The following is an 18,207-nucleotide window of genomic DNA, read 5'->3' as shown; positions in this document are numbered from 1 at the left end:
CCCGCCTGAACAGCTGACAGGCTTGGCTAAACACTAATATGGTTAAAAACAAAAAAACACAGATGAAAGCTATTCATCTGTGTTAATCCTTATTATCTGTGGTTAAAATTAAGCCTGCAAATCAGTCATTACCGCTTTGATTTTTTCTCCAAGTTGTGCATTAACCTTGTCAAAATCTTTTCTATCTGCTAAAGGTGCATTTACGCTGCAGTAGAATTTAATTTTCGGTTCCGTTCCACTCGGGCGGGCTGAAACAATACTGCCATCTTCGGTAATAAACTGTAAAACATCAGAAGTAGGATAATCCAGTTTAGTTACTTTTCCGGTTGCCAAATCAGTTTCCTGACTTAATTCGTAATCTTTAAGTACTGAAACTTTCGAATCGCCCAATGTTGCGGGAGGGTTTTCCCTGAATTTAACCATCATGGCTTTAATTTCTTCAGCACCTGATTTGCCTTTTTTGGTTATCGAAACCAGATCTTCTTTGTAAAGGCCATATTCTACATACATATCTAGCAATGCATTGTATAAACTTGCACCTTTATCTTTATAATAAGCGGTCATTTCAGAGATAAAAGCCGCAGAAACTACAGCATCTTTATCACGTACTAAATCGCCGATTAAATAGCCATAACTTTCTTCACCACCACCGATAAAGTATTTTTTACCTTCTAATTCCGTCATTAACTGACCGATGTATTTAAACCCGGTTAAGGTGTTGTAGTAAGTTACATTTTTCTTTTTGGCAATTTCTTCGATCAGGTTAGAGGTTACAATGGTTTTCACAATAAACTGATTGCCATCTAATTTGCCGCTGTCTTGCCAGGCTGATAACAGGTAATTGATTAATAAACTGCCCGTTTGGTTACCGTTAAGCAATACCCATTCGCCATTGTTGTCTTTTACCGCAATACCTACGCGGTCAGCATCAGGATCGGTAGCCAAAACTAAATCAGCATCAATTTCCTTTGCTTTGTTCATTGCTAAAGTCAATGCGTCTTTTTCCTCTGGGTTAGGATACACTACTGTTGGGAAATTTCCATCTGGTGTGCTTTGTTCTTCAACCAGGGTTACATTTGTAAAACCAAACTGAGCCAAAGCTTTTGGTACCAGGGTAATTCCAGTTCCGTGGATAGGAGAATATACAATTTTTAAATCGTGCTGTCTTTTTATCGCTTCAGGAGAAATAGAAAGTGCAGTGATTCCGTCTAAATACAGTTCGTCTACATCTTCTCCAATGAGTTCGATATTCGCCTCAACACGGTCGAATTTAACTTCGTCGATACTTTTAATTTTATTTACTTCATCGATCACCAATTTATCATCAGGAGAAGTAAATTGACCACCATCTGCACCATAGGCCTTATAACCGTTATATTCTTTAGGATTATGCGAGGCCGTTAGCATTACACCGCTTTTGCAACCAAAATGGCGCACAGCAAAAGAAAGTTCTGGAGTTGGTCTTAATGCAGAGAAGAAATAAACATGGATCCCGTTTGCGGAAAAAACATCTGCTGTAATTTTAGCGAAATAATCAGAGTTATTGCGACTATCGTGTGCAATGGCAACCTTGATTTTTTCGTGAGGGTACTTGTTGTTTAAATAATTGGCCAATCCTTGCGTAGCCGTTCCAATAGTGTATTTGTTGATCCGGTTAGAACCTGCACCCATAATACCACGTAGGCCACCAGTTCCAAATTCTAAACTTCTATAAAATGCATCTGTTAATTCGGTAGTTGCATCTTTATCCACAAGGGCCTGTATTTCTGCCTTGGTATTTTCATCATAATTTCCACTTAACCACTGATTAATTGTGGCTTGTGTTGATTGGTCAATTGCCTGCATTGAGCTGTTTTTTAAATTTAATATCTGGTGTTGAACAAATTTTATTGAATGATGTTTGGTTGAAACGCATTTATTTCAGCCCGTCCAAATTTTATTTTGTTGAGGGTGTTGATTTTAAGCTGCTTTTGTTTAATTTCACGCCCCGATACAATAATAAAGAAAATTACATATTCTGGTATTAAAAAGTGAAACCATCATAATTTTCCATAGCCAAAAGTAAATAAATAAATTATGATAGCTTCATTACCGTTAAAAACAATAAGCATTAAATGAAAATATTAAAATTTGGGGGTACTTCAGTAGGTAGTCCTGAGCGCATGACGAAGTTGTTGGATATCGTTAATCCAAATGAAGAGCAGATTGTAGTATTATCAGCCGTGTCTGGTACTACAAATAGTTTAGTGGAAATTGCAAATTATTTTTTAGCTGGAGATAAGAAGAAGGGAAGCGAGTGCGTCGAGAATTTATACCAGAAATATAAAGCTTTTGTTGTTGAATTGTTGCCTGCTTCCGAGTTTCAAGAGCAGGGAAATGAAGTGATCGATTATCACTTTGGTTTCTTAGCTGGCTTAGCGAACGATATTTTTACTCCTATTGAGGAGAAAGTAGTGTTGGCTCAAGGAGAATTGTTATCTACAACTTTATACCATATTTATTTAAAGTCTATCGGCGTACCCTCGGTATTATTGCCGGCTTTAGATTTCATGAAAACGGATGAAGATAATGAGCCTGACATTCCTTTTACAACGAAACATTTAATGCCCCTTTTGGAGCAGCATAAAGACAATAAACTGTTCATTACGCAAGGATACATCTGCCGCAACAGTTTTGGCGAGGTAGATAATCTACGTCGCGGTGGTAGTGATTATACTGCATCATTATTAGGTGCAGCAATTATGGCGGAAGAAGTTCAAATCTGGACGGATATTGACGGCATGCACAACAACGATCCACGTATTGTTAAAGGCACTAAACCAATTGCACAGTTATCTTTTGATGAAGCAGCTGAGTTGGCTTATTTTGGCGCAAAGATTTTGCACCCTCAATCAGTTTTCCCAGCACAGAAATATAAAATTCCGGTTCGTTTGTTAAACACGATGGAACCTTCAGCTGCAGGTACTTTGATTACCCACGATAGCGAAAAAGGAAAAATTAAATCAATAGCAGCCAAAGATGGCATCACGGCAATCCGTATCCAGTCGAGCCGTATGTTGTTGGCTTATGGTTTCTTACGCAGGGTTTTTGAAGTTTTTGAACGGTATAAAACACCTATCGATATGATTACTACTTCTGAGGTTGCCGTATCGTTAACAATTGATGAAACAGCTCATTTGCCGCAGATTATCGAAGAATTGGAAAGTTTCGGAACGGTAGAGGTAGATACCAACCACAGCATTGTATGTGTAGTGGGCGATTTCGGTTCGGAGAAGCATGGTTTCGCCAGCAGGGTTTTAGAAGGTTTAAAACACATTCCGATCCGTATGATTTCTTACGGTGGAAGCAACTACAACGTTTCGCTTTTAATATTAAGTGAGTATAAAACCGAAGCTTTAAGAAGCCTGCACAATAGACTATTCGAATAAGAGGAAAAAAGCACCTACCGCCACTAGAAAGCCTATAAGGAAGTGAAAAGCCAAGAAACTTGCCGGTAGTAACCCGTTTTTATGTTTTTTGTAAGAGTTATACAATCCTGCAGAAAGAATGAGAATAATAAATATGGCGGCTGCTATCTTCATTTTTTGATAAATAAGAGGAACAGTACAATGAAGAGTAACACGATAAAAAACCGGACTTTTCCGTTGTATTGTTTCTGGGTAATTCTTCCATGCTTTAAATCCAGGTAGTTACCCAAATAAATTAGCCCAAAGAATAAAATTAAAATTATAATAAGGAATTTGAACATGTTCGCCGATAAAGATATATCAAAGTTTAACAATATAGAAACGCCTTTTTACTACTATGATACCGATCTGTTGCAAAAAACCTTGCGCACCTGTGCAGATGCAGCGGCTCCGTACCAATTTCACATTCACTATGCACTAAAGGCAAATTTTAATTCTGTGCTGTTAAACCAGATTAAAGAAATTGGTTTCGGTGCAGATTGCGTGAGTGCAGGAGAGGTGAGAAGAGCAGTTGAAGTAGGTTTTGATCACAAAAAAATCGTTTTTGCCGGAGTAGGTAAATCGGATAAAGAAATCAACGAAGCCCTTGATCTTGACATTTTCTGCTTTAATGTAGAATCTATCCAGGAATTAGAGGTGCTGAATGAACTTGCCGGTAAAAAAGGTAAAACAGCTCAGGTGGCTATCCGCATCAATCCTAATGTGGATGCACATACACACCACAACATTACCACTGGTTTAGACGAAAATAAATTTGGGATCAACTCCTGGGATTTGCCAGAGTGCGCGGAAACTTTAAAAGCATCTCCAAACCTGAAATTTATCGGTATCCATTTTCATATTGGTTCGCAGATTACCAATTTGGATGTGTACAAAAACCTTTGTGTGCGTGTAAACGAATTTGCAGCCTGGTTTGAAGATAAAGGTTTTAACCTAAAAGTATTAAATGTTGGTGGCGGCTTAGGCATCGATTATTACAATCCCGATAATCAGATTCCTGACTTTGAATCTTATTTTAAGATTTTCAATGAATTTTTGACTGTTAAACCTGGCCAGGAAGTACATTTTGAATTGGGTAGGGCATTGGTTGGTCAATCGGCTTCATTGATTACCCGTGTACTTTACATCAAAAACGGAAAGAAGAAAAATTTCGTGGTTTTAGATGCCGGTATGACTGAATTGATGCGCCCAGCCTTATATCAAGCCTATCACAAAATCGAAAATCTTAGTCAGTCTGGAGTAACGGGTTCGAAGTCCGAAGTCGTTAAATACGATATTGTAGGCCCAATCTGTGAAAGTACCGATTGTTTTGGTAAAGAAGTAGAGCAACCTGAATCGTTCAGGGGCGATATTTTTGCCATCCGTAGTGCTGGTGCCTATGGAGAGGTGATGGCTTCGAAGTATAACTTAAGGGATGCGATAAGATCGGTTTATAGTTCAGAGATATAAATTGTCACATTCAGCCTGTCGAAATGCTTCAAAGTTCTTCGACAGGCTCAGAATGACAAATCAATTATTTTTTCTTCGACGCTACGAATACAATCACACCAGCCACCAGAATAATGCCACCTGCATAAGGAGGCCAATTGACGGATTTTTCTTTATCGGCAGATATTTGAATGGGACCTGCATCAACAATTTTTTCTTTTTTAGTGTAAGAGAAGCCAGTCCAGATGAGCATAGCAATACCCACAACGATTAATATAATTCCTAATGTTCTGTTCATAATATTATATTTATATCAGAACAGTAATAGCTGCGATAAGTTTTATTAGAACTTATAACCTAAAGAAATCTTACTTGCTAAATTTATATTTTCGGCTATTTCAAATGAAAGTGTGATTTTTTTTACATTTAAAAAGTAGCTAAGATTCCATGCTCCGGAACTTTTAATTATTTTATCAATGTCTGCGAAATCTCCGTACTTAAAACTGTTAGCTAGTCCTGGTGTTCCGCCAATGAAAAGCCTAAAAGCGTGTTTAATGTCATGATTACGCATTCCTCTAAAGATCACTTCTGTCGATAAACCAGTGGTCCAAAATCTTTTCCTATTTGAAACACCTGCATAATTGTAAACTTTACCATTATAAACTTCTTCTCTAAAATCAGCATACGCTCCACTTTCGGTACTTAAAGCGTTTTCCCAATTTATAAATCTAAAATCTGTATTTCCATTAGCAGACGTGCTATGGAAGCCTATAGAAGTTCTCAAGCCAAAGCCATACATTTTTTTGTTAAAAGAAGGTGGGTAATCTGCTTTGGCATTATTAGCATCATCTTGGTAGGTATTTTCTGCGCTCCCTAAATAACCAAAAACACCGTATGCAATGTTAAATCCTTTAAACGTATGGGCACGGTTAATATTCAACATACCCAATTCAAATGAGACGCTACCATTTCCTGGAGAAGAGGCCCCGGCAAAACTTGCTGATGCATGTGTTAAAGATTTAACACTGTCGGCTTCCATCGGACGAGGCAGATAGCCCATATTATTTCCTGGCAAGGCAGGTGTAAGGTACGTTCTGCAAGAGCTGGTTAAAGTAACCACAAGCAAAAAAGAAAAGAGAGCATTAATTTTAGTTTTCATTTTTTTAAGTTAAGTTGATTTATTCGTCAAAGAAATCTACCAAACCTCCCAGGAAATATTCTTGAATACCTTCGGTAAAATCTTTATAATCTTCATCAGGGATATTGGTTTGTTTAAATTCCAGTGAAGTTCCTTTTTTATCTTCGTGAAGTTTTATGGTTACGATAGAAGGTTCGTTTTCTTCTCCAAAATACCATTGTTGAACAATCTGTTTACCGTAAACAAATTCAATGTTTTTGCCCGTAATATCTCCATCCCAGAAAGAAAATTCTGTTTCTGGCAATTCTTCAAACTCTACTTCAGCACCAGTCCATAGTTTAATGCTGGTTTCTTTCGTAAGGGCTAAATAAACTTCTTCAGGTGGGGCAGGTATATAGGTATATTTTTTAAAATCTTTCATTTTCTTCTATTCTATGTTGAGCCTCAAAATTAGAAGTATTATTTGGAATATGATTGTTGTGGAAATTTTTAGATAAATATTGTATTAAAGCCATATTCCATAAATGTTTTTGGATAGGTTTTTATTTACCGTTACTACTTTCCGAAGCCATGTAGGCTCGGTTTTAGATGTCGAAAAATTTTTGCGCTGTGCTGATGAATCTAAAAATAAAGCAATAAGCGCAAACAGAAAGAAAATTTTGAGAACGTTCTTTTGAAACATATAGGAATCTATTTAAATGCGTTTAATCCGGTTACATCCATTCCGGTGATCAGTAAATGTATATCGTGTGTACCTTCGTAAGTTACTACCGATTCTAAGTTCATCATGTGGCGCATAATGGAGTATTCTCCGGTAATTCCCATTCCGCCAAGCATTTGGCGGGCATTACGGGCTATGTCCAGTGCAATTTCTACACTGTTTCTCTTGGCCATCGATATTTGTTCTGCAGAAGCCCTGTTTTCACTTTTTAATACGCCCAAACGCCAAACCAACAGCTGGCCCTTGGTAATTTCGGTTACCATTTCTGCCAGTTTCTTTTGCTGTAATTGGAAACCACCAATAGGTTTTCCAAATTGTACACGCTCTTTTGAGTAACGCAAAGCGGTATCATAACAGTCCATTGCTGCACCCAAAGCGCCCCATGCAATGCCATAACGAGCTTGGTTTAAACAACCCAATGGACCTTTTAATCCGCTGATTTCGGGAAAAATATTCTCTTTTGGCACTTTTACATTATCAAAAACAAGTTCGCCTGTAGCTGAAGCACGTAAACTCCATTTGTTATGTGTTTCAGGGGTAGAAAATCCTTCCATTCCGCGTTCCACAACTAATCCTCTTATTTTTCCAGATTCGTCTTTCGCCCAAACCACAGCAATGTCTGCAAAAGGTGCATTACTGATCCACATTTTGGCACCGTTTAAAACGTAGTGGCTCCCTGCGTCTTTGATGTTGGTTACCATTCCGCCCGGGTTAGAGCCGTGATCAGGTTCTGTTAATCCAAAACAGCCCATCATTTCGCCACTCGCCAGTTTTGGTAGGTATTTTTTACGTTGTTCTTCAGTACCATAAGCATAAATAGGGTACATCACCAACGAACCCTGCACAGAAGCTGTAGAACGGATACCAGAATCACCGCGTTCAATTTCCTGCATCAAAATCCCATAAGCGGTATAATCTAAACCAGCACCACCATATTCAACAGGGATAGTTGGTCCGAAAGCACCAATATCAGCCAAACCTTTAATGAGGTGTTTTGGAAATTCTGCTTTTTGCGCATAATCTTCAATAATCGGACTTACTTCTTTTTTTACCCAATCTCTGGCCGTTGCACGAATTAATTTATGCTCATCGGTTAACAATTCGTCCAATAAATAATAGTCTGGTGCCTCGTAAAGGTCCTTTTTTGCTGATTTGCTCATGTAATTTCGTGTTATCTGGTTAAGAAATCGCGTTCATTTCAAAGGTAACAATTTACGGCAATGGGCATTATATTCATGAATAAAAATTTAATTTTGCAGCTTACAGAACATACATGAGCCATTTTAAACAAACCGTAGCCTTAAAAGATGTTAAATGCTTTGCCCTACATGGTTATTATCCAGAGGAGCAACTTATTGGAAATCATTTTGTTGTAGATTTAGTAACAGAATTTACGCCGCAGGGTTTTGATGATGAACTGGCACAGACGGTTAATTATGAAGACCTGAATCACATCATCATGGAAGAAATGAAGCATACACAAAAGCTTTTAGAAACGGTTTTGAAGAATATCATTTCGAAAGTTATCGAATTGTATCCTTTTGTTGAAATGGTTAACGTGAGTATGAAAAAACTAAATCCACCTATGCCTGGTCAAATTGGGCATTCTTTTGTTAAATTATCTTATATATCAGCAAAATAAAATGAATTTTACGAAGATCAATCCCGAAATTTTAGCAGAAATTAAGGCTGCAATAGGAGTAGATAAAGTTTTTACTGATGTAGAAAGTTTAGATAATTACAGTCACGATGAAACGGAAGACTTACGCTATCAGCCTGAAATTGTGGTGAAACCAACTTCTCCAGAAGAAGTCTCCGCTTTACTTAAAATCTGTAATGCGCATCATGTTCCGGTAACGCCACGTGGTGGTGGTACTGGTTTAAGCGGCGCCGCTCTGCCTATTTATGGTGGTGTTTCTTTATCAATGGAAAAATTTAAAGCTATCTTAGATATTGATACCGAAAACTTACAGGCAACTGTTGAACCGGGCGTAATTACCGAAGAATTCATCAATGCTGTTGCTGAAAAAGGACTTCTGTACCCAGTTGATCCAAGTAGTAAAGGATCTTGTTTTATTGGTGGGAATGTAGCTCATGGTTCTGGTGGACCAAGAGTAGTGAAGTATGGAACGATACGTGAATACATTCTCAATCTCGAATTGGTTTTGCCTAACGGTGATATCATTTGGACAGGTGCAAATACTTTGAAATATGCATCAGGTTATAATTTAACCCAGCTGATGATCGGTTCGGAAGGTACCTTGGCAGTGGTAACTAAAATCGTTACCAAATTATTGCCTAAACCTAGTCAATCGGTTTTAATGATGGGCTCATTTAGCACGAATGAAGATGCATGCGCAGCGGTTTCTGCAATTTTTAGGGCAGGGGTAACGCCATCGGCTTTAGAGTTTATGGAGCGGAAAGGGGTGGAATGGGTAATTAAATTTGATGATATTAAGTTCGATTTAAAAGATGATGTTGCTGCGTTATTGATGATTGAGTTTGATGGAGATGATTTGGATGATATCTTTAAAAACTGCGAGAAAACCAATGTTGTTTTAGAAGCGCATCACTGTACGGAAGTTTTGTTTGCAGATACTGCTTCTCAAAAAGAAGAACTATGGAGGATGAGAAGAACGATGGCCGAATCAGTAAAATCCAATTCCGTATACAAAGAAGAAGATACCGTTGTTCCGCGTGCGGCTTTACCTAAATTAATCAATGGTATCAAAGAAATTGGCGCTAAATACGGTTTCGAAAGTGTTTGTTATGGTCATGCCGGTGATGGAAATCTGCACGTAAATATCATTAAAGCTGGAATGAGCGATGAAGACTGGAAAAACAAACTCAAATTTGGTATTGCCGAAATATTCGAATTAACAACTGCTTTAGGTGGCACGTTATCTGGTGAACATGGAATTGGTTTGGTGCAAAAGGAATTTATGCCGATCAAGTATTCTGAAATTCATCTTAATTTAATGCGGGGTATTAAAAAAGTTTTCGATCCAAATGGGATATTAAATCCTGGCAAAATTATGCCTGATGGTTCTAGTTATTAGGAAACGCTAAAAAATTATCGTCATTTCGAGCGGAGTGCAACGCAGTCTAGAACCCGAAGGCTCTGCGAAGCAAAATCTCTTTCAGGAGTACTTTTAATTTAGATCTCTCCATTCCGCTGCGCTTCAGTCGAGATGACGATCTGCGTTTTTTTACAGCTGTTCAAAACCCAGCATTTTTTGCTTTTCCTCTTCTGGGATAGCAGTTGGTCTGCTTGTGGCGTAATCAACCGCAATGCAAACCGTTTTTCCTTTACTGCAGATGATCTCTTCTGCTCCTTTTATCTTAACGATCTGGTATTCCAGGTCGAAACTTGTAGTGCCGATCCTCGATGTTTTTACATGGATAGCGATTTTATCGTTCATTACGATAGGTAAAATGTAATCCAGTTCAGCATGGGCGATTACGATCCCGGTTTTCTTCCAATCCCATTTTATAATTTCTTCCCAATACTTTGTTCTGGCAATTTCTAAATAGGTAAAGTAAATTGAATTGTTTACATGACCCATCATATCGAAATCAATAAAGCGCAAATGGATATTGGTTTTGTAGTTGAATTTGTCTGAAAAATCCTTTATTTCTGCCAATTTGTCTTTTGATTTGAATTTATTTTGCCAAAATGTCTTGAATATCATAAATTTTTGCTTTGGTATGTAAGTTGAATATGGTGTATTATCAATTTAAAAATTAAAAAAATAAAGAATAAGCGATATGACACTAGTAAATTTTAACAACAGAACCCGTAACACAGCTCCTTACTTTAACAATGTTTTTGATTCATTGTTTAGTGATGCAGTAACTAAAAACAAAATGGTTGATAAATCACCAAATGTGAATATTTACGAAAATGAAACTGCGTATGTAATTGAGTTGGCTGCTCCAGGTTTAAAGAAAGAAGATTTTCAGATCAATTTAAAAAAAGACACGCTTTCTGTTTGGGCAGAAGTTAAAAAAGACGAAACCCAGGTAGCTAAAGATTTTACACGTAAAGAATTTGATTATAGCTCATTTGCTAGATCATTTAATTTACCTGATAGTGCCGATGGTGATAATATTACTGCTGAATACAAAGACGGTATTTTATCGATCAATATCAGCAAAAAAGACGATGCTAAATTACAACATAAAGAAATTGTAGTATCGTAATAAAGATATTCTCGAGAGAGGATTTTTCATAATAGTTTAGTTTTTTCAAAGGTTATGAATCTTGCATCAGCTGAGTTTGAGGGATTGTGATTGATACTGATGCAGGTTTCATAATAGTTTAAGTTTAGGTTTTATAAGGTTAATGCTGGATGGCATTAACCTTATTTTTTAGTGTGGTCGTCATTTCGACCGTAGTGTTCCAAAGGAACTCCTTTGGAGGAGAAATCTGTTTAGTTGAATAAAGATATTAGATTTCTCTCACGAAAATTCGGGACTGCGCTTCATCCGATAGCTAATCGGATCGAAATGACGTTGACTTAAGGCCTTGCCGCCGCTTAGGTATTTAGATTGATTTTAAGTTACATTCTTAAAATCACCTTAATCTCATTTTTCGTACTTTTGCGGCATGGAGAGAGAAATTCTGGATACAAAGCGTAAAGCACTTAAAATAAACCTTGACCCGAGAATTTACGGCACCTTTGCCGAGATAGGAGCAGGACAGGAAGTTTCGAGAAACTTTTTTAATGCTGGCGCAGCATCTGGAACAGTTGCCAAAACGATGTCGGCTTACGACATGACTTTTAGCGACGCTATTTATGGAGCAGAAACCAATGGCCGTTATGTAAGTCAGAATCGCCTCTTGCAGATGCTCGATCACGAATTCGGTTTACTTAATGAGCGTTTATCTGGCGAAAAATACGAAAGCCGTACGTTTTTTGCCTTCGCTGATACCGTTACTACCCTGAATTATAAACGCACCAACGAGCCTCATGGCTGGGTTGGTATTCGTTTCCAAAGCGAGCCAGGTGGTTTACCAAATGAAATATTTTTCCACGTACGTTTGCTGGATACAGATGTAAACATGCAACAGCGTGTTTTAGGGATAATTGGTGTTAACCTGCTTTATGCTGCATTTTACCACTATCAGGATCCAAAATTGATGGTAGAATCTTTAGCTGATAACTTAACCATCGGATCTGTAGAAATCGACTTGATTTCGGTAAAAGGGCCAGCTTTTCCAGGTGTAGATAATATCCTGCTTAATCTGTATATGATTATGAAGGATTTCTCGGCAGCAGCAATTTTCGATGCCGATGCACATCCCCGTCAGGCCAAAGATCTTTTGTATAAAAAGGATATTATGATTTTAAGGACCAAATATGGTCAGAAATCACTGCCTAACTTTAATCTGTTTAATAAAGCTACCGATCAGTTTAAACGTACAAACAAGGTGGAGGAAGGGAACCTAGCGGTAATGATAGAGGTTTTGTTAACCAACGTTTTAACGGATGGACAAGAGACTCCTGATGATATCGATTTGGAAACAGTGGCTAAAAGAGCACAGGAAATGTGCGATACGGGTAACATCGTAATCGTATCTAACTTTACCCGCCACAACCGCCTGGCGAAATATTTGGCAAGGTGCAAACCTAAAAGTGTTGGCTTGGCAACAAACATCAACAACTTAAAATTTGTATTCAATTCTAAAAATTTTACCGGAGAAAATTATTCAGGTCAGTTATTGAGCTATGTGAACGATATGTTTAACACCAATGTGCGGTTATTTGCTTATCCTTTCCTGGATAAAAAGACCAATCAGGTAATTACAACGGAAAATATGCCAGTTACGCCAGAAGCAAAACCTTTATTCGATTTCCTTTTGATAAATGGATATATTACTGATATTAAGGATTATAGTGAGGATGAAGTGAAGACTGTGTAACCGTCTAAGATGATCCCAGGTGCCATAGGTGATTGATAAGTTATCGGCAAGCAAGCGTAATATTTTATCGATTGAACCACTTGAGATATTTTAAGCAGGTCTAAGTTTTAAAGCAGTGTAAGCTTGCAATTTTCTTAAAATTATTTCTCTTAAAATATTAAAAATTAAATACTTATAAGCGTTGATCCGGTTTCGTTTACGATTAAGGTATGGTTTACACCACATTTTAAAGCAAAATTATTTCGTTGGTGCCCCACGGGGAAATCGAAAGCTATAGGGTAATTGTATTCCTTTATTTTTTCCAAAACAATATCATAAATGGTTTTGCCGAATTCTTCGCCGACATCATCAGGTTTAACTTTAAAGCCCCCAACAATTAATCCCTTAAGGTTTTTAAGTTTGCCGCTGCGTTTTAGATTCCACAACATTCTATCAATACGATAAAGGTATTCGCCAGTATCTTCAATAAAAAGGATTTTACCTTTTGTGTCTAAATCCGAACAGCTACCTGCCAAAGTTTCGATAATACTCAGGTTTCCGCCCACTAAAATGCCATCAACTTTTCCTTGTTTGTTATTCATATTGATAGGAGCAGTATAACCCATTTGCTCACCAATTAAAGCGTTTTTAATAGATAAAATCGTTTCAATCTGCATAGGTTCGGCTTTACTCCAGTCATCAGGAAAACTATTGCACATTTTGGAATGGATAGAGGCAATACCATAATTTCTGGCCAAATGGCAATGCAAAACGGTGATATCACTAAAGCCAATAATCCATTTTGGATTTCTTTTGAACAAAGAGAAATCGAGTTTATCGATTATCCGTACAAAACCATAACCACCACGGGCGCACATAATCGCTTTAATTGCTGGATCATCTAGCATTTGCTGAAAATCAGCTAGTCTCTCCTCATCTGTTCCGCCGTAGGTAAAATCGCGTTTGCCAATGGTATCACCAACTTTTACCGTAAAACCCCAGCTTTGCATCTGTAAAATTGAAGGCTGGATCTGTTCTTGTGTAATATATCCCGCAGGACTCGTAATCCCGATGGTATCGCCTGGTTTTAAATAAGGAGGGATCTTAAATGATGAACTTTCATTTTCAACGGTATTGGCGAGTGTTTTAAATGCTGGAAGTACAGTTGCAGTCGCAATAAATGAAGAAAGGAAATGTTTTCTGTTCATCTAAAATATGGATGTGATGTTGATTGGGCTAATATAGGATTTAAAATATTCGCATAAAAGAAAAGGGATTTATATCCATAAATCCCTTTTTTAAACCAAACAAATTAATCTGTAAAAGATTAGTATAATGTGAATTATATAAATAACCCAGAATGAAATAAAAAGTTTTGAGATTTTTTAAAAAAAATAAATCATATCATATTCGACTACGAATTAAATTTTAAATTACCATATCTGCTAAATAGCCCTGATGGAAACGGAAATACTTTTTGGATTCGTTATATTGTATTTTCGAAAGCTTTCCAAAAAGATTGGAGTGCACAACAGGAGCAGAACTGTACGATGAGCACTGAAACTGCGCTTCTAAATAATCAAAAAGACAGGATATTTGATCAAGAACCTTCGCTGCTACCATTGACGTTATTCTACAAGTTGCTATTAATCAACATTTTAATTTCTTTCACATTTCCATCCAGCTAGGCCATAGCACGGTATCCCCGTTCTACTTAAATCCGGCCTAACAAATTTTTCGGGCTGCACTGTCCAAGCCAACGTACTCGCTTAGAAAGAAAAATTTTCAGCCGGCATTTTTTGTTTCTTTTTGATGCCAAAAAGAAAGAGCCCTTCGGCGGCGGCGAGCCGAGGCAAGGCTGCGCCGTAGGCCAAGAAAAAATAATTGTACGTCACTCATATTGATTTTAAACAATTAATTAACCCTCAGGATGACAGCATTTACGTAAAGAGGTAAAGGCTACCCATCGCGGATAGCCTTTGCTAACAACAAAACAAATATAAGATAACCAAATCTTGCCTGATTGAGCAGAATCAGGGTAAAGTGCTATGAGATACACTTTGCGGCCTAGTAATGGATTCGAACCATTGTAGAGAGTTTATGAAACTCCAACCTTCCAATCGGTCAACTGGCCCTGTTTTATAATTGCTTTAATGCCAAATAATCTCTTAGTTCTAAAATCTGTTCTTTATTTAAACTATCTTCATCCTTTGCAAGCACTGGTTCATCTGTTTCTTTTTGTAACGGATAAATCAGTTTCGGATATTCATCTATAGCTGGGTATTGAAAATAAATCGACATGATTTTAGTGTTTTAATTGTTCAACATATTTTTGTTAATGATTAATGTTGAGCAAATATAGAAATAAGTATATAATATCTATAGATTTAGTAGTTTTTATTTTAAGAAATATTACAACTGTTTCATTTTCAGTAAAATAATTTTTATAAGAGCCACGGTTTTATTGGAGGTACTGCCCTGAATTAAATAAACTGAATAGAAACAGGCCTTGTTTTCTTCAGCTAATAGTGGGCAGTAGAACTGTAGTAGGCAAGAACTTGCAACATTCATTTCCAAGCGATTAAATTCAATTTCAGAAAAGCTAATTATTTTAAGGATATTTGCAGTTCAAACATTAAAATAGTAATTGTGTCTTTAGATAAATTAAAACTTAGCAAACCACTTGTAGCGGCCATGACTGATGCAGGATTTTTAACGCCAAAAGAAATCCAAGCCAGAACAATGTCGCGCATTTTAGGTGGACAAGATGTTATAGCGGTGGGACCAGAGGGTTCGGGAAAAACAACAACTTATGTTTTAGCTACTTTAATGAAGTTGAAATACGCGTTTGAGGAAGCACCAAGGGCTTTAATTTTAGTACCTGATGCAGAACATGTTGACCATGTTCTGAAACAATTTAAATTATTGAACCGCAACAATACCTTCAGGATTTTGGGAATTGATAGCCGTGGCGCTGTTGATACACAGATGAACGAAATAACGGATGGTTGCGATATTATTGTTGCTGTACCCGATCGGGCTCGTGCTTTATATTTAAAACTAGCACTAAATACTAATAAAATACAGTTGTTTATTGTAGATAATGCAGAGCTTATTGTTAAAAAAGGCCTGCAGTTACCCGTTGTAGAATTGGCAAACAGTGCCTATAAATCTCAACATGTGGTGTTTACCGAAGTAATACATGAGAAATTAAATCTGATGATTTCTCCTTTCATGAAAGATTCTACCACAACCATCGAGGTAGATGAAATAGGCGAAAAGCAGGCAGAAGTTTATCAGCAGATGCTTTATCAGGTGCCTAATTTCAGAACAAAGCTTAACCTGTTAACCTTATTATTAAACGATACCGAGGTTTTTGATAAAGTTGTGGTTTTTGTAAATACACGTTTAACCGCACAAACAGTTTATAAAAACTTTAATCAGCATAAAGAAGGCGAGATCAGTATCTATCGCTCGCTGTTTTTTGATGATAAAGGTTATGACGATATTGAAGACTTTAAAGATAACCCTGATGCAAGAGTTTTAATTGTTGCCAATGAGAATTTAGGCGAACTTAATATTGAGGGAATTCCTTTTATCCTGCATTTTGAATTGCCAGAGCAGAAAGAAACGTTAATTCAGCGCATTGTTAAACATGGTGATGAAGATGTTGTCGCAATTACTTTTTCTACTGATATCGAATTGATTGAGGTGAAAAAAATTGAACAGGCCATTGGGCAAAAACTGGAGGTAATGGAATTACCGGAAGATTTGAAAGTAGTTGATGCAGCCGCTAAACCAAAGAAAAAGAAAACTGAAGAAGATGAGGATGCTGACCGTGGTGCAGCTTTTCACGAAAAAAAGGCCAGTAACTTAAAAAATTACAATTATAGTGCAGGCACAAAAGCCAAAATGACCTATAAGAATAAGAAAGGATTATCTTAATAACATATGCTAGCCTTGTTATATCAGATCTGCTAATAAAAGCCGTATAGGTGCAACTTAAAAGAAAATGTGCATTCTCCAACCTGAGATTTATTTTCAGGTTGCACCTATAAGCTACATCATTCTGTAATCTGGAAATAGATCCGTGCGTGCCATATTTCCGTGGCAAAACAAATCCGATTTAAAATAACTTCAACTGCTCGTTCTTTGGTGGCTTTTCTTTCCCAAAAACTGTTCTGCCGCCATATTTCCAGCTTTCGGCACGTTCTTTTTGAATTACCTTTTCAAAATCCATATTAGGAACAAAGTCTTTTTCTGCATTTCGTGCAATTTGATGCAATGATTTAATGGCTTGCTGTTTATCTGTATTTCCAATCTTCGCTTTTTCAATGGCTTTCTGAAAAACACTTATGGTCTCATCATAAACATTTACCGGAACAGGGAAGGGATGTCCATCTTTACCGCCATGTGCAAAAGAATAACGGGCAGGGTCGCTAAATCGGGAAGGTGTACCATAAATCACCTCACTCACTAAAGCCATCGATTGTAAGGTTCTTGGCCCCATGCCTTCGAGTAATAATAGTTCCTCAAAATCTCTTGGCTGCTTTTCCTGTGCAAGCCATAGAATACTTCCTAAACGTTTTAAATCTACATCTTTTGATTTTACGTCATGATGATCGGGCAAGACCAGTTTTTGTATTTCATTAAGCATTCTCACTGGTGATTCAGTTGTAATGCTCATCATACTCTGCCTCGTTTGATCAGCATCATTAGCCGTTAGATTTAAGATCTTGCCTTGATTAATACCACAGATGCCGGTATGTGGTTCTTCGACAAAAGATTTTAGGTTTTCAGAATGCCAGTGGTATCTTCTTGCTGTCGAGCTACTATCGCTCATGCCTTGTTGCACCACTGCCCAATCGCCTTCGCTGCTTAAAATAAAACTATGAAGATACAATTGAAAACCGTCTTGAATGGCTGTATTGTCTACTTTTGCACTGAGTTTACTTGCCCGAACCAACGCCGTCCCATTTAAACCCGTTTTGTCGGCAATTTTTAAAAGTTCATTTGGCGTTTCTCTGCTGTGTTTTCCTTTGCCTCCGCAAATGTAAATGCCCAACTCTTTCGATAAGGGATTAATCGATTTCTTTAAAGCGCCCATTACTGATGTCGTAATTCCAGACGAATGCCAGTCCATACCCATTACAGCACCTAAACTCTGAAACCAAAAAGGATTGCTTAAGCGGCGTATTACTTCTGCTTTACCACATTCTAATAATATCGCTTCCGTTATAGCCAGGCCAAGTGTTGCCATACGCTGCGCCAGCCATGGTGGTACATGGCCATAATGTAGGGGTAAATCTGCGCTTCCTGATCTTTTCAATACTAACAAAATTAGTAAAATATTATTTAAAAAAAGACTTTATTTTATTGGCGATAGAAAGGACCTGACTTTAATAAAAGCGATTAACCGGTGTAAACTAAACTTAATTGGAGTGAGCATGCCGATTTTTCATCGGCATAAAACGGAAAGCAAGGCTGAACCTAACCTAAGAATTACAACTATTGCTTTTCAGAAAAAACGATTGGTGATATTTTTTGT

At 37.3% G+C, this 18,207-nt stretch carries 16 protein-coding genes; 7 read left to right on the top strand and 9 right to left on the bottom strand.

All coding sequences use genetic code 11. From position 1 onward, the window contains the following. Positions 1–108 precede the first annotated feature (108 nt). Positions 109–1,845: a phospho-sugar mutase gene (locus tag LQ227_RS16115; protein WP_230141454.1), complete on the bottom strand. Its 1,737-nt coding sequence runs from the start codon at positions 1,843–1,845 to the stop codon at positions 109–111. Positions 1,846–2,114: 269 nt separating this feature from the next. Between LQ227_RS16115 and LQ227_RS16110 the strand changes: the two genes are divergently transcribed. After that, a complete protein-coding gene (locus tag LQ227_RS16110) occupies positions 2,115–3,428 on the top strand; it encodes an aspartate kinase (RefSeq protein WP_230141453.1) in 1,314 nt (437 codons plus the stop codon). A 318-nt stretch (positions 3,429–3,746) separates the two neighbouring features. Further along, complete coding sequence (lysA, locus tag LQ227_RS16105; protein ID WP_230141451.1) at positions 3,747–4,916, top strand: diaminopimelate decarboxylase; 1,170 nt, start codon at positions 3,747–3,749, stop codon at positions 4,914–4,916. Positions 4,917–4,980: 64 nt separating this feature from the next. Here the strand turns inward: lysA and LQ227_RS16100 are convergent, their stop codons facing one another. The 4 genes from LQ227_RS16100 to LQ227_RS16085 all read right to left on the bottom strand — a co-directional run bounded on the left by LQ227_RS16100 (position 4,981) and on the right by LQ227_RS16085 (position 7,914). Beyond that, positions 4,981–5,193: a hypothetical protein gene (locus tag LQ227_RS16100; protein WP_138821201.1), complete on the bottom strand. Its 213-nt coding sequence runs from the start codon at positions 5,191–5,193 to the stop codon at positions 4,981–4,983. Between the two features lie 45 nt (positions 5,194–5,238). Next, positions 5,239–6,054: a hypothetical protein gene (locus LQ227_RS16095; protein ID WP_230141449.1), complete on the bottom strand. Its 816-nt coding sequence runs from the start codon at positions 6,052–6,054 to the stop codon at positions 5,239–5,241. A gap of 19 nt (positions 6,055–6,073) precedes the next feature. Further along, the gene (locus LQ227_RS16090; RefSeq protein ID WP_230141447.1) at positions 6,074–6,454 is read right to left on the bottom strand and encodes an SRPBCC domain-containing protein; all 381 of its coding nucleotides are present in this window, start codon (positions 6,452–6,454) and stop codon (positions 6,074–6,076) included. Between the two features lie 269 nt (positions 6,455–6,723). After that, positions 6,724–7,914 (bottom strand): acyl-CoA dehydrogenase family protein, encoded by a 1,191-nt coding sequence (locus LQ227_RS16085; protein WP_230141445.1) that lies wholly within the window; start codon positions 7,912–7,914, stop codon positions 6,724–6,726. A gap of 113 nt (positions 7,915–8,027) precedes the next feature. On the opposite strand from LQ227_RS16085, the gene folB reads away from it, so the two are divergent. Continuing rightward, entirely contained in the window at positions 8,028–8,396 is a 369-nt protein-coding gene (folB, locus tag LQ227_RS16080) for a dihydroneopterin aldolase (RefSeq protein WP_230141442.1), read from the top strand. Between the two features lies 1 nt (position 8,397). Next, positions 8,398–9,813 (top strand): FAD-binding oxidoreductase, encoded by a 1,416-nt coding sequence (locus LQ227_RS16075; RefSeq protein WP_230149969.1) that lies wholly within the window; start codon positions 8,398–8,400, stop codon positions 9,811–9,813. 150 nt (positions 9,814–9,963) lie between these two features. On the opposite strand, the gene LQ227_RS16070 is transcribed toward LQ227_RS16075, so the two are convergent. After that, complete coding sequence (locus tag LQ227_RS16070) at positions 9,964–10,446, bottom strand: thioesterase family protein (RefSeq protein ID WP_230141429.1); 483 nt, start codon at positions 10,444–10,446, stop codon at positions 9,964–9,966. Positions 10,447–10,522: 76 nt separating this feature from the next. On the opposite strand from LQ227_RS16070, the gene LQ227_RS16065 reads away from it, so the two are divergent. Beyond that, positions 10,523–10,957 carry an Hsp20/alpha crystallin family protein gene (locus tag LQ227_RS16065; RefSeq protein ID WP_215128919.1) on the top strand — a complete coding sequence of 145 codons (435 nt, stop codon included), beginning with the start codon at positions 10,523–10,525 and terminating at the stop codon, positions 10,955–10,957. 406 nt (positions 10,958–11,363) lie between these two features. Then, on the top strand, positions 11,364–12,680 hold the full coding sequence (locus LQ227_RS16060; protein ID WP_215128917.1) for a nicotinamide mononucleotide adenylyltransferase: 1,317 nt from the start codon (positions 11,364–11,366) through the stop codon (positions 12,678–12,680). A gap of 164 nt (positions 12,681–12,844) precedes the next feature. Here the strand turns inward: LQ227_RS16060 and LQ227_RS16055 are convergent, their stop codons facing one another. Then, a complete protein-coding gene (locus LQ227_RS16055) occupies positions 12,845–13,867 on the bottom strand; it encodes an LD-carboxypeptidase (protein WP_230141427.1) in 1,023 nt (340 codons plus the stop codon). A 931-nt stretch (positions 13,868–14,798) separates the two neighbouring features. Next, on the bottom strand, positions 14,799–14,960 hold the full coding sequence (locus LQ227_RS16050; protein WP_157280218.1) for a hypothetical protein: 162 nt from the start codon (positions 14,958–14,960) through the stop codon (positions 14,799–14,801). A 348-nt stretch (positions 14,961–15,308) separates the two neighbouring features. On the opposite strand from LQ227_RS16050, the gene LQ227_RS16045 reads away from it, so the two are divergent. After that, positions 15,309–16,604: a DEAD/DEAH box helicase gene (locus LQ227_RS16045; RefSeq protein ID WP_230141422.1), complete on the top strand. Its 1,296-nt coding sequence runs from the start codon at positions 15,309–15,311 to the stop codon at positions 16,602–16,604. 181 nt (positions 16,605–16,785) lie between these two features. Here the strand turns inward: LQ227_RS16045 and LQ227_RS16040 are convergent, their stop codons facing one another. Then, positions 16,786–17,988 (bottom strand): DUF763 domain-containing protein, encoded by a 1,203-nt coding sequence (locus LQ227_RS16040; protein ID WP_230141419.1) that lies wholly within the window; start codon positions 17,986–17,988, stop codon positions 16,786–16,788. Between the last annotated feature and the right edge of the window lie 219 nt (positions 17,989–18,207).

It is taken from the genome of Pedobacter sp. Bi27 (genome assembly GCF_918698255.1).
Taxonomy (GTDB): domain Bacteria; phylum Bacteroidota; class Bacteroidia; order Sphingobacteriales; family Sphingobacteriaceae; genus Pedobacter.
This window is presented reverse-complemented; position numbering and strand designations above follow the sequence as displayed.